Annotated in this window: 9 protein-coding genes; 3 read left to right on the top strand and 6 right to left on the bottom strand. The window is 59.5% G+C overall.

Annotation, left to right across the window (positions count from 1 at the left end):
• Nucleotides 1-40: 40 nt before the first annotated feature.
• Nucleotides 41-448 carry a flagellar basal body-associated protein FliL gene (locus E3O56_RS04775; protein ID WP_005792398.1) on the bottom strand — a complete coding sequence of 136 codons (408 nt, stop codon included), beginning with the start codon at nucleotides 446-448 and terminating at the stop codon, nucleotides 41-43.
• 150 nt (nucleotides 449-598) lie between these two features.
• Between E3O56_RS04775 and E3O56_RS04770 the strand changes: the two genes are divergently transcribed.
• Together E3O56_RS04770 and glpT are read left to right on the top strand one after the other, a co-directional pair.
• Nucleotides 599-1,576 (top strand): NADPH:quinone oxidoreductase family protein, encoded by a 978-nt coding sequence (locus tag E3O56_RS04770; protein WP_032878818.1) that lies wholly within the window; start codon nucleotides 599-601, stop codon nucleotides 1,574-1,576.
• Nucleotides 1,577-1,868: 292 nt separating this feature from the next.
• Complete coding sequence (gene glpT, locus E3O56_RS04765; protein ID WP_032878817.1) at nucleotides 1,869-3,206, top strand: glycerol-3-phosphate transporter; 1,338 nt, start codon at nucleotides 1,869-1,871, stop codon at nucleotides 3,204-3,206.
• On the opposite strand, the gene E3O56_RS04760 is transcribed toward glpT, so the two are convergent.
• Complete coding sequence (locus tag E3O56_RS04760; RefSeq protein WP_248127927.1) at nucleotides 3,203-3,856, bottom strand: gamma-glutamylcyclotransferase; 654 nt, start codon at nucleotides 3,854-3,856, stop codon at nucleotides 3,203-3,205. The genes glpT and E3O56_RS04760 overlap by 4 nt on opposite strands.
• A 27-nt stretch (nucleotides 3,857-3,883) precedes the next feature.
• A complete protein-coding gene (locus E3O56_RS04755; RefSeq protein WP_248127926.1) occupies nucleotides 3,884-6,271 on the bottom strand; it encodes a TonB-dependent receptor in 2,388 nt (795 codons plus the stop codon).
• A 326-nt stretch (nucleotides 6,272-6,597) separates the two neighbouring features.
• Between E3O56_RS04755 and E3O56_RS04750 the strand changes: the two genes are divergently transcribed.
• The gene (locus E3O56_RS04750) at nucleotides 6,598-7,080 is read left to right on the top strand and encodes a hypothetical protein (RefSeq protein ID WP_005792403.1); all 483 of its coding nucleotides are present in this window, start codon (nucleotides 6,598-6,600) and stop codon (nucleotides 7,078-7,080) included.
• Nucleotides 7,081-7,201: 121 nt separating this feature from the next.
• Here E3O56_RS04750 and E3O56_RS04745 read toward each other — a convergent pair whose 3' ends face one another.
• The 3 genes from E3O56_RS04745 to E3O56_RS04735 are packed head-to-tail and all read right to left on the bottom strand — an operon-like array spanning nucleotide 7,202 to nucleotide 11,678.
• Nucleotides 7,202-8,170, bottom strand: a complete 969-nt coding sequence (locus tag E3O56_RS04745; protein ID WP_248127925.1) for a CDP-6-deoxy-delta-3,4-glucoseen reductase — start codon at nucleotides 8,168-8,170, stop codon at nucleotides 7,202-7,204.
• Entirely contained in the window at nucleotides 8,170-9,636 is a 1,467-nt protein-coding gene (gene ubiD, locus E3O56_RS04740; protein WP_003195329.1) for a 4-hydroxy-3-polyprenylbenzoate decarboxylase, read from the bottom strand. The genes E3O56_RS04745 and ubiD overlap by 1 nt, the downstream gene beginning before the upstream one ends.
• Before the next feature lie 59 nt (nucleotides 9,637-9,695).
• A complete protein-coding gene (locus E3O56_RS04735) occupies nucleotides 9,696-11,678 on the bottom strand; it encodes an acyltransferase family protein (RefSeq protein WP_228309108.1) in 1,983 nt (660 codons plus the stop codon).
• Nucleotides 11,679-11,801: the final 123 nt, after the last annotated feature.

Genomic DNA, 11,801 nt, shown 5'->3' with positions numbered 1-11,801 from the left:
ACGCCTGGCAGGACCTCGCGAATGGCGCTAAGCGCCGGCTTTACTGGATGATCAGATTGTTGAAGAGCAAATCTTCCACCATCGGCTTGCCGGTCTCGTCATTCATCACTTGCTGGGTTTGTTTCAGGGCTTCCTGACGCAGCTTTTCCTTGCCTTCGACCGTACTCATGGCCTCGCTGGTCTGCTGGGTAAACAGCGCCACCAGTTGGTTGCGGATCAACGGATCGTTGGCTTTGACCGCCGCAGCTGCTTCGGTGCCGGTCACGCGCAGGGCGATATCGGCCTTGTAAACCTTGAGTTTGGCCGTGCCATCCAGGCCGTAGTTACCCACAAACGGCGGGGTCAGGCTGATATAGCTGACTTTCGGCGCCTCGCCTTCCTTGGCTTCTTCGGCCTGGACGGCCATCGGCAATGTCAGGGCCAGCATCAACAGGATCCACGCTTTCACAGTTCATTCCTCGAATTCGTTTGCCCGGTAGCATAACGCTAGCAAGGCTGAGCACAAGCTTATGGGGGCTTATCAGGCGCGGGTATGCTCGTTGACCCACGGGCGCACCCTCCTACACTTATCGGCCACGATGCCAAAAGGAATAGTCCGATGAAAGCTGTGCTGTGCAAAGCCTTCGGCCCCGCCGAAACCCTGGTGCTGGAAGAGATCGCCAGCCCTGCGATCAAGAAGAACGAAATCCTGCTGGACGTGCACGCGGCCGGGGTGAACTTCCCGGATACCCTGATCATCGAGGGCAAGTACCAGTTCAAGCCGCCCTTTCCATTCTCACCCGGTGGCGAAGCGGCAGGCGTGGTCAGCGAGGTGGGTGAGAAAGTCAGCCACTTGAAGGTCGGTGACCGCGTAATGGCGTTGACCGGTTGGGGCAGCTTTGCCGAGCAGGTCGCGGTGCCTGGCTATAACGTGCTGCCGATTCCGCCGAGCATGGACTTCAACATCGCCGCTGCCTTCAGCATGACCTACGGCACCTCGATGCACGCGCTTAAACAGCGCGCCAACCTGCAACCCGGTGAGACCCTGCTGGTGCTAGGCGCCTCCGGCGGTGTGGGCCTGGCCGCGGTGGAAATCGGCAAGGCCATGGGCGCACGCGTGATCGCCGCCGCCAGCAGCGCCGACAAACTCGCGGTGGCCAAGGCGGCCGGGGCTGATGAGTTGATCAACTACAGCGAAACCAGCCTCAAGGACGAGATCAAACGCCTCACCGACGGCAATGGCGCGGATGTGATCTACGACCCGGTGGGCGGCGACCTGTTTGACCAGGCCGTCCGCGCCATCGCCTGGAACGGCCGCCTGCTGGTAGTGGGGTTTGCCAGCGGGCGCATTCCCGAATTGCCGGTGAACCTGGCATTGCTCAAGGGCGCGGCGGTAGTTGGGGTGTTCTGGGGCTCGTTTGCCCAGCGCCAGCCGCAGGATAACGCGGCGAATTTTCAGCAGTTGTTCACGTGGTATGCCGAGGGCAAGTTGAAGCCGTTGGTGTCGCAGGTGTATCCGCTGGAGCAGGCTGCCCAGGCGATTAATGACCTGGGGCAGCGCAAGGCAGTGGGTAAGGTCGTCGTCCAGACACGCTGATTGATCTGAAATGCGGTCCTTGTGGGAGGGGGCTTGCCCCCGATAGGAGTCGGTCAGTGAGCACATGAGTGACTGAACCACCGCTATCGGGAGCAAGCCCCCTCCCACATTTTGATCCTCGGTGTTCAAGAGAACGGATTACGACCACAACTTATCTATTTACGACATGTTCGTAAAAGAACATGCAATTGCTCTCGTTTCCTGTGTTTGCAGATAAGAGGCGATGCTATTTTCGGTAACGAAACTGTAACATTCGCATCCGCAGTCAAAACAAGAAATTTGGAGCTCTTGAATGTTTGCTTTCTTTCGACCTGCCGCACACCAGGCGCCTCTGCCTGAAGAAAAAATAGACAGTACCTACCGACGGCTGCGCTGGCAGATCTTCGCTGGTATTTTCTTCGGTTACGCCGGCTACTACCTGCTGCGCAAAAACTTCTCCCTGGCCATGCCCTACTTGATCGACGAGGGTTACACCCGTGGTGAACTGGGCCTGGCGATGTCGGCGATTGCGATTGCCTACGGTTTATCCAAGTTCCTCATGGGGCTGGTGTCCGACCGCTCCAACCCACGTTACTTCCTGCCGTTCGGCCTGCTGGTTTCAGCGGGGGTGATGTTCATTTTCGGTTTCGCACCTTGGGCAACGTCCAGCGTGACCATGATGTTCATTTTGCTGTTCATCAACGGCTGGGCCCAGGGCATGGGGTGGCCGCCGAGTGGGCGGACAATGGTGCACTGGTGGTCGCAGAAAGAACGCGGCGGCGTGGTGTCCGTGTGGAACGTGGCGCATAACGTCGGCGGTGGCTTGATCGGCCCGCTGTTCCTGCTGGGCATGGCGTGGTTCAACGACTGGCATGCTGCCTTCTACGTGCCGGCCACCGTGGCCCTGGCGGTCGCGGCGTTTGCCTTCATCACCATGCGCGACACCCCGCAATCGGTGGGCTTGCCGCCTATCGAGAAGTACAAGAACGATTACCCGGAAGGCTACGACGCCAGCCACGAAGACGAATTCAGCGCCAAGGAAATCTTCGTCAAGTACGTGCTGCGCAACAAAATGCTGTGGTACATCGCCTTCGCCAACGTGTTCGTCTACCTGTTGCGCTACGGCGTACTGGACTGGGCGCCGACCTACTTGAAAGAAGCCAAGCACTTCACGGTCGATAAGTCGTCCTGGGCGTATTTCTTCTACGAGTGGGCAGGCATCCCGGGCACGCTGCTGTGCGGCTGGATGTCGGACAAAATCTTCCGTGGCAATCGCGGCCTGACCGGTATCGTGTTCATGGCGCTGGTCACCGTGGCGACCCTGGTTTACTGGCTCAACCCGCCGGGCAACCCGATGATCGACATGATTGCGCTGTTCTCAATCGGCTTCCTGATCTACGGCCCGGTCATGCTGATCGGCCTGCAGGCGCTGGAGCTGGCACCGAAGAAAGCCGCCGGCACTGCCGCGGGTTTCACCGGCTTGTTCGGTTACCTCGGCGGTTCGGTAGCAGCCAGTGCGGCCATGGGCTACACGGTTGACCATTTCGGCTGGGACGGTGGTTTCGTGCTGCTGATTGGTGCCTGTGTACTGGCGATCGCGTTCCTGATCCCCACGCTGTGGCACACCAACAGCGTCAGCTCGGCGCGTTAATCGGCAGAGCAATCTTTGGCACAACGCTTGAGCTGCGCCTCCAGGTTTTTATCTGGCATGGCGTGGCTACGCAGGGCGTTCACGGTCTGCTCGACATAATCGCGAGTCGTGCCGTAACGCCCGCAAGCGCTTTGCAGCACATGATTAAGCACAATATCGGGCAAGTTGCCGGCATAGCTAGGCAGGTGCCGCTCCAACACAAACCCCAACGCCTGCACGGTGCTGCCATCTTCCAATCGGCAGCTGAGCCAGTGTGGCCGGTACGAGGGGTAAGGCATCTCGCGCTGCCACAGGGCGTATAGCGAGGCCTCCAACTGGTCCTCCGGCAAGCGGTAGGCAAACCCGCTGCAGGACCCGCCGCGATCCAGCCCGAACACCAACCCCGGCAACTCCGGCGTGCCCCGATGCTCGTGGGACCACAGGTACAAGCCGCGGTGATAACCATGAACCCGTGCGCGCACCCGTTCGGTCGACGAACATTCAGGGCGCCAGATCAGCGAACCATAGGCAAACAGCCACACTGGCCCACCCTTGTGCCGGGCCATAGTGGCCTGCATCGAGCTCATTAATTGTTCGTGAGTGAGTTGCGGCCCAAGATCGAGCCGCGGAGGGTAAGCCAACTGCAAAAGATCGGTTTCAATGGCGGTCATGGCGAAAAGCGGTGCGCCTCCTGTGTGTTACCAGTTGTAAGCGACTTTACCGTAATAGAACGCGCCGCTGTAACCGTACGGCGAAAAAGTGCTGTAGGCGAGATTGCCGCCGCTGCTGGCGTAAGCATTAACCTTCTCTGGGTATTTGTCGGTAACGTTGTCGCCACCAAGGGTGAAGGTCCAGTTCTTGAGCTTGTAGTCGGCTGACAGGTCCAGCACCCAGGCGGCTTTGAAGGTCTGGTCGTTGACCTTGTCCGCCTGATAACTGGTGAACTCACCATAGCGCACCAGGTTAGTGTGCAGCGCCCAATTACCGAAGGTGAAGTCGTTGCCCAGGCTCAGTTTGTGCTGGGGTGTGGTGTCGCCCAGCAAGCCGATACGTTCGCGACGGTCCACTCGCACCAGGTTGGCCCCCAGGCTATCGAGTACCGCCGGGTTGGCTTTCACATCGGTGACCTTGGTGTGGTTGTAGTTATAGCCCAGGGTGCTGTTCCAGCGAATGCCGTTATCGAGCTGGTAGCGATAGTTGGCTACCAGATCGACGCCATCGGTGCTGGTGTCCGTGGCGTTGGTGAAGTAACGGGCCGTGGTGTAGTTGATATTGCCGACGCCATTGGCTTGCAGGTAAGCCACCGTGGCCGGGTTGAGATTGAGGTTAGACGACAGGCTGATGCGGTCGCGGATGTCGATGCGGTACACATCGAGCGTGACGGTCAGGTCATCGGCCGGCTCCAGCACCAGGCCGAGGCTGTAGTTGCGCGACTTTTCCGCCTTGAGGTCTTCGGCACCGAGCAGGCGTGCCACCTGACTGTTGGCCGGGAAGGTGCCGGCTTCCTGGATGGTGCTGCCGATCAACTGCGATGAGGTGTAGGCAAAATTCTGCTGGGCCAGGGACGGCGCACGGAAACCGTTGGAGATGCTGCCGCGCAAGGCCACCTGGGGGGTGAAGTCGTAGCGGGCCGACAGCGAGCCGCTGACGTTGGAGCCAAAGTCACTGTAATCCTCATGGCGCACGGCGGCCGAGGCGCTGAGTTTTTCGGTGAAGTTGGTTTCCAGGTCCAGGTACTGTGCCCAGTTATGGCGTGTGCTGGTGCCGGCGTCGGCATCACGGAAGCCTCCCAGGCCGGAACTGCCGGTCTGGTAATAGGACGCTGGCTCGCCCGCCTCGATTTCATAGCCCTGATGCAGGTATTCACCGCCGAACGCCACGGAGACCGGATACGGCAGAAAGCCCACATCGAACTCACGGGACAGGTCCAGGCTGACTTGCTTTTGATCGTTGCTCAGGGTGCCGTTGTTGAACTTGCGCGGCGTTGCCAGGCCCAGGGAGGTGTTGATGGTTTCGGTGCCCAGTTCGTACTGATTCTTGCCGTAGTTGGCCGACAAGTCGTAATGCCAGTCGTAGGCCAGCAGGCCGCGCAGGCCCACCACCAGCGAGGTGTCTTCCAGGTTGCCTTTGATCAGTGGCAGGTAGCCGTTGGGGTTGAGTGCGGCAATGTTATTGGAAGCGTTGCTGGCCCGGTAGAACGCCGCTGTTTCACCGCGGCGCTTGCTATAGCCACCGAAGGTGTAGAACTCGGCTGCATCGCTGAAGGAATATTCCGAGTTGAACTGGAACTTGCCTTCATTGGTGGCCGGCTCACCTTGGCGGAACACACGCTGGCCGTAGGTGGTGGAGCCAATACTGCCTGGGCGGTAATCGTCGCCGGCGCGGTTGGTGTAATCGTTGTCGGCGCCTTCGGCAGACAGGTTGATAAAGCCATTGTCGCCCAATGCCAGGCCCGTATTACCACTGACATTACGCTGGATGCCATCACCCTTTTTGTACTCACCAAACTTGCTGGACACCGAGCCGCCATGGTCGGCGTGCTTGAGGATCACGTTGATCACCCCGGCGATCGCATCGGAGCCGTAACGGGCAGAAGCGCCGTCGCGCAGCACCTCGATATGGTCCACCGCCGACAGCGGGATAGCATTCAAGTCTGCCGGGGCCGAACCGCGCCCAACCGCACCGCCCAGGTTGACGAAGGCACTGGTATGTCGACGCTTGCCGTTGACCAGTACCAACACCTGGTCCGGCGACAAACCGCGCAACTGCGCCGGACGCACCAGTTCGGCGCCGTCCACCAGGCTTGGCCGGGGGAAGTTGATCGACGGTATCAGCCGCGCCAATACGGCACCCAGCTCATCGGAGCCGGTACTGCGCAGGTTTTCACCGGAGATTACGTCGATTGGCGACAGCGATGCACTGGCGGTGCGCTCTTGGGCCCGGGTGCCGGTGACGATCACAGTGTCGAGTTTAGGTGCATCAACCGCAGAAGTTTCGTCTGCCAGAACTGGATTGAATCCCACAACGGTCAGCAAATTGGCCGACAAAATCGCCGTGTATAGCGCGTGTTTCCTGTAGCTCCCCATACCGCTCCCCTTTGAATCAAAAATAGAACTGCAATGCGCGAAGTTCGTACGATCGATCCGGCTGGCGGGCGGTGGCGGTCAGTATCTGGTTATGGTCGGTGAAGTCGGTAGTCCGTTGCGATATAGCTTAAAGATATTCATCATCCAGAATAAATACCTTAAAAGAATAAGCAAAAGCATAAGCACGCTCGCCCATTCGTCAGGATCTACGCGGCTAATCCCGGTACTTTCAGCCCCGGTTCAGCCTGGGCGCGTGCCAAGCCGTCAAACTGGCGCGCCTGTAACGACCCACTTAGCCGTTCATCAAATCGACTACCGAGGTCGCCATGAAAAAATTCCGATTGCCTGGCCTGTTACTGCTTGCCCAGGCCACCACTGCACTGGCTAGCGAAACGCCAACGGCGACTGACGACAAAGGCTTCTGGTACGCCCAGACAAGCGTCTACACCCGGCACTTTGCACCCGACCCGCAACACAACAACAAACAGGACCTGATCGGCCTGGAGCGCAATGAGGCGTCGGGCCTGGTGTATGGCGGGGTGACCTTTCGCAACTCGTTCCGCCAACGCTCGTACTATGCCTATGCGGGCAAGCGCTACGACATGGCCGACTACCCGGTGTATGCGAAGTTGACTGGTGGACTGATCCAGGGCTATCGCGGCGAGTATCGCGACAAGATCCCGTTGAATCGTTTTGGCGTAGCGCCAGTGATCATTCCGTCCGTGGGAACCCATTACGGGCCGGTCGCGGCGGAGCTGGTGTTGCTGGGGTTCAATGCAGCGATGGTGACGACTGGCTTACGCTTCTGACACGACACTGCCCGCTGTGGGAGCTGGCTTGCCTGCGATAGCGGTGCGCCAGTCGGCAAATGAGATACTGACCCACCGCTATCGCAGGCAAGCCAGCTCTCACATTATTCAGCGCAACACTTCAGGGCCGTGGGGCGTAGGCAAACACGTCAGCGCGCATACGGTGCGCATCCATACCGGCATCGACCAATGCATCCAGGGTGCCGTAGATCATTGCTGGCGAACCACTGGCGTAGACGTGCACGCTGTTGAGATCGGCAATGTCCTCGCACACCACCTCGTGCAGCAAACCGCAGCGCCCTTCCCAGCCACAGAGGTCGCTGACCACTTTGTGCAGGAACAGATTGGGCAGTTGCAGCCACTGATCCCAGTGCTCGATCTGGTAGAAATCTTCCGGGCGCCGTACGCCCCAGTACAGGTGCACCGGGTGCTTGAAGCCCGAAGCGCGACAGTGCTCGATCAGACTGTGCATCTGCGCCATACCGGTACCGGCGGCCATCAGCACCAGTGGTCCGTCCGGCAACTCGGCCAGGTGGGTGTCACCGAACGGCAGTTCCACACGGGCCATCTGGTCGCGCTGCAATTGTTCGATAAGGTTGCGCGCACTGTCCTCGCGCACCAGCACATGCAGCTCCAACTCACGCCCGGCATGGGGCGCAGAAGCCAGGGAAAACGCCGACTTCTCGCCGTTCTCCCGTTCGAGCATCAAGTATTGCCCGGCGTGGTAACGCACCGCCTTACCGGCCGGGGCGCGCAGGCGCACACGCCAGACATCGCCGCCGACTTCCACGCACTCGATCAATTGGCATGACAATTTGCGCAACGGCAACTCTCCTGGCGCGAGTACGCCATCCCACAACACAATGCAGTCTTCCAGCGGCTCGGCGATGCAGGTATAGAACTCGCCATGGTCGCGCACTTCACCAGCTTGGCTTACCCGGCCCTCCACCAGCAACGCCGCACACACATGGCACACGCCATTGCGGCAGGCCTGGGGGCATTCGTACCCCAGGCGGCGTGCACCTTCGAGGATTCGTTCGCCAGGGACCAGCTCCAGTACAGCGCCGGAAGGTTGCAGGGTTACACGCATCAATCTATTCCCAATTCTTTCCAGATCGCATCGACACGCGCGGTGACGGCTTCATCCTTGACGATCACCCGGCCCCACTCGCGAGTGGTTTCACCCGGCCATTTGTGGGTGGCATCCAGGCCCATTTTCGAACCCAAGCCCGATACCGGCGAGGCAAAGTCGAGGTAGTCGATCGGCGTGTTATCGATCATCACCGTATCGCGCTTGGGGTCCATGCGCGTGGTGATGGCCCAGATCACGTCGTTCCAGTCCCGCGCATTGATGTCGTCGTCGGTCACGATAACGAACTTGGTGTACATGAACTGTCGCAAAAACGACCACACACCCAACATGACGCGCTTGGCATGGCCCGGATACGACTTCTTCATGGTCACGATGGCCATGCGGTACGAACAGCCCTCGGGCGGCAGGTAGAAGTCGGTGATTTCCGGAAATTGCTTCTGCAGGATCGGTACGAACACTTCGTTGAGCGCCACTCCGAGAATCGCCGGCTCATCGGGTGGACGCCCCGTGTAGGTACTGTGGTAGATCGGTTTGACCCGATGGGTAATGCGCTCGACGGTGAACACCGGGAAGCTGTCGACTTCGTTGTAATAGCCGGTGTGGTCCCCGTAAGGGCCTTCATCGGCCATCTCACCCGGGTGAATCACGCCCTCAAGGATAATTTCGGCGGTAGCCGGCACCTGCAAGTCGTTACCGCGGCACTTGACCAATTCGGTGCGATTACCGCGCAACAGGCCGGCGAAGGCGTATTCGGACAAGCTATCGGGCACAGGTGTCACGGCGCCGAGAATGGTCGCCGGGTCGGCCCCCAGGGCCACGGACACCGGGAACGGCTTGCCTGGGTGTTTTTCACACCACTCTCTAAAATCGAGTGCGCCGCCACGGTGGCTCAGCCAGCGCATGATCACCTTGTTGCGGCCAATGACTTGCTGACGGTAAATACCGAGGTTCTGACGATCCTTGTTCGGGCCTTTGGTGACAGTCAGGCCCCACGTGATCAGCGGGCCGACGTCGCCAGGCCAGCAGGTCTGCACCGGCAGCATGGCCAGGTCGACATCATCGCCTTCGATGACCACTTCCTGGCACACCGCGTCCTTGACCACCTTGGGGGCCATGGCAATGATCTTGCGGAAGATCGGCAACTTCGACCAGGCGTCCTTCAAGCCCTTGGGCGGCTCGGGCTCCTTGAGAAACGCCAGCAACTTGCCGATCTCGCGCAGCTCGCTGACCGACTCGGCACCCATGCCGAAGGCTACGCGCTCGGGCGTGCCGAACAGGTTGCCCAGCACCGGGATATCAAAGCCGGTCGGGTTTTCGAACAGCAGCGCCGGGCCCTTGTTGCGCAAGGTGCGGTCGCAAATCTCAGTCATTTCCAGTACCGGAGAAATCGGCATCTGGATACGTTTCAACTCTCCGCGCTGCTCAAGTTGCTGCACGAAATCCCGAAGATCCTTGAATTTCATTAAACATGCCACCCGTAAAATAGGCGTACATCCTACCTGCTCTGAGGGCGGCTGGCAGCTTAATTGGCCGTCAAGCCGCGTGATTGCAACGAACTGAACAATGGCTCAAGGAAGGCTTCAATGTGTCGCGCCCCCACGTCTGACAGATGGTTATCGTCGGTATACAGCGCGCGACCATTGAGTTCGACCCGGCACAAACCATCGGCGCCGCACAGCAGGGGCGCAGGGTCCAGCACCGCGACACCACTGTCGGCAGCCGCCAGTTCGTCAAACAATTGCGTGATGAACGCCTGGCGCTTCACATGCTCGGCCACGGCCAGCCCTTCACCACTCACGGGCCGGTTCATCATCGCCAACCGGCTGAGACGGTAAGGCACGATGATTTCCTGCAGCGGCACTTCCTTGACCAGCCAGACCTTATGGCCGGCAGCACGCAAACCCTGGATGCGTTCACGCAAGCCTTGGGCGAAGCGTTGCTCGGCGACGGCACGCACATACTGGCCAGTGCCGGGGTCTTTGAGCGCATGCTCCTTGTCACCCGACATTTGCCCATACACATACAGGCTCCAGCGGGCGGCCAACACCACATCGCTGAATGTCTGCTCAGCCATGGCCTTCTCGACGCGACGGTTGAAATGCGCGCAGCGGGCAATATTCTCCAGGCCATCGAGGGGAATACAGCCGGCAAAACTGGCTTCGACCAGGCTGATATCGTGACGATCAGCGCCCTCTTTGAGTGCCGGTATCAGCGCGGTAGCGTGACTGTCACCCCATACCAACGCTGAAACCGATTGGTCTTTGGGGCCGAAATGGCAGAACAAGCGTTCATCGGGCGTATCTTTGTCGGCCATGCACGCCAGCAGGTCCGGGCTCCACTTCTTGGCTTGGGCAAAGCGCAACGCCTGCTCGGACAAGCGCGAAGGCACGCCGTCAGCTTCGCGTATCGCAAGGCCAGTGAAGCCCAGCCCCAGAATGCCGACCATGGCTGACGCCAGAATCGCCTTACGCGAAGCCAGCAAACGTTTTTCCCGGAACGGCGTTTCCACGAAGCGCCAGGACAGATAGCCCAGCACCAGCGAAAGCAGCATCAGCCCCGCCAGTTCCAGCGCGCTCAAGCCATCCACCGCGGCGTAGTTGGCGTACACGAATACCGGCCAGTGCCAGAGGTACCAGGAATAAGAGATCAGCCCGATACCCACCATGATCCGCGTGCCCAACAGGCGAGCGACCCAAGTCTGTTGCTGGCCGTTGGCCCAGATCAACCCGACCACACCCAGCACAGGCAACAACGCAGTCGCGCCTGGGAACGGCGTTTTCGCGTCGTAACCCAATACAGCGATGAGGATCAATGCCAGGGAAGCCAGGCTGATTCCTTGCGCCAAGGCCGGCGAGGCGCGCCATTCACGCTTGGGCTGCACCGCCAGCATCGCACCGGCCAGTAGCTCCCAGGCCCGCAGATGCAACAGGAAGAAAGCTTTCTGTGGCTCATGCTGAACCGCCCAGACGCTCATGCCAAACGACGCCAGCAGCACCACGAACAATGCCAGGCGCCAGTGCCTCAAACGGCTGGAAAGCAAGGTCAGCAGCAATGGGAAGAAAATATAGAACTGCTCTTCTACCGCCAATGACCAGGTATGCAGCAAGGGCTTGATGTCCGATGAGGCATCGAAATAGCCGTGCTGGCGCGAGAACAACAGGTTCGAGGTAAAGGTCACCTGATAATGCGCAGACCGCCCCAACTCTTCATAGTCCTTGGGCGCCAACAGAAACCAACCCACTGCCAGTGTCGCGGCGATCATCACAAACAGCGCGGGCAAGATACGTCGGGCACGGCGAGCCCAGAAGTCGATGAAACTGAAGCGTCCAGCTTGACGCTCTCGCCAGATAATTGACGTGATTAGAAAGCCCGAGATGACGAAGAAGACGTCAACGCCAACAAAACCGCCAGTAATGCCAGGGACACCAAAGTGGAACAACACGACTGCAAGGACAGCGATGGCACGCAGGCCATCGATGTCTCTGCGGTAAGCAAGGGTGGTCATAAGAATGTGGTCAGTCTGCGACGAAAGGGATGAGCGAAGTCACGCGTCAATTTTTGTTACTTAACGGATACTTATGCCACAAAAATCGCAGAATCTCGACGCAAAAAAAATGGCGCCCCATTA

The sequence above is a fragment of the Pseudomonas sp. W2Aug9 genome (genome assembly GCF_023127755.1).
Taxonomy (GTDB): Bacteria; Pseudomonadota; Gammaproteobacteria; order Pseudomonadales; family Pseudomonadaceae; genus Aquipseudomonas; species Aquipseudomonas synxantha_A.
This window is presented reverse-complemented; position numbering and strand designations above follow the sequence as displayed.

Bases quoted from the DNA above. Each gene is read 5' to 3' on its own strand.
- E3O56_RS04770 (WP_032878818.1), top strand. From the start codon at position 599: ATGAAAGCTGTGCTGTGCAAAGCCTTCGGCCCCGCCGAAACCCTGGTG.
- glpT (WP_032878817.1), top strand. From the start codon at position 1,869: ATGTTTGCTTTCTTTCGACCTGCCGCACACCAGGCGCCTCTGCCTGAA.
- E3O56_RS04760 (WP_248127927.1), bottom strand. From the start codon at position 3,856: ATGACCGCCATTGAAACCGATCTTTTGCAGTTGGCTTACCCTCCGCGG.
- E3O56_RS04755 (WP_248127926.1), bottom strand. From the start codon at position 6,271: ATGGGGAGCTACAGGAAACACGCGCTATACACGGCGATTTTGTCGGCC.
- E3O56_RS04750 (WP_005792403.1), top strand. From the start codon at position 6,598: ATGAAAAAATTCCGATTGCCTGGCCTGTTACTGCTTGCCCAGGCCACC.
- E3O56_RS04745 (WP_248127925.1), bottom strand. From the start codon at position 8,170: ATGCGTGTAACCCTGCAACCTTCCGGCGCTGTACTGGAGCTGGTCCCT.
- ubiD (WP_003195329.1), bottom strand. From the start codon at position 9,636: ATGAAATTCAAGGATCTTCGGGATTTCGTGCAGCAACTTGAGCAGCGC.
- E3O56_RS04735 (WP_228309108.1), bottom strand. From the start codon at position 11,678: ATGACCACCCTTGCTTACCGCAGAGACATCGATGGCCTGCGTGCCATC.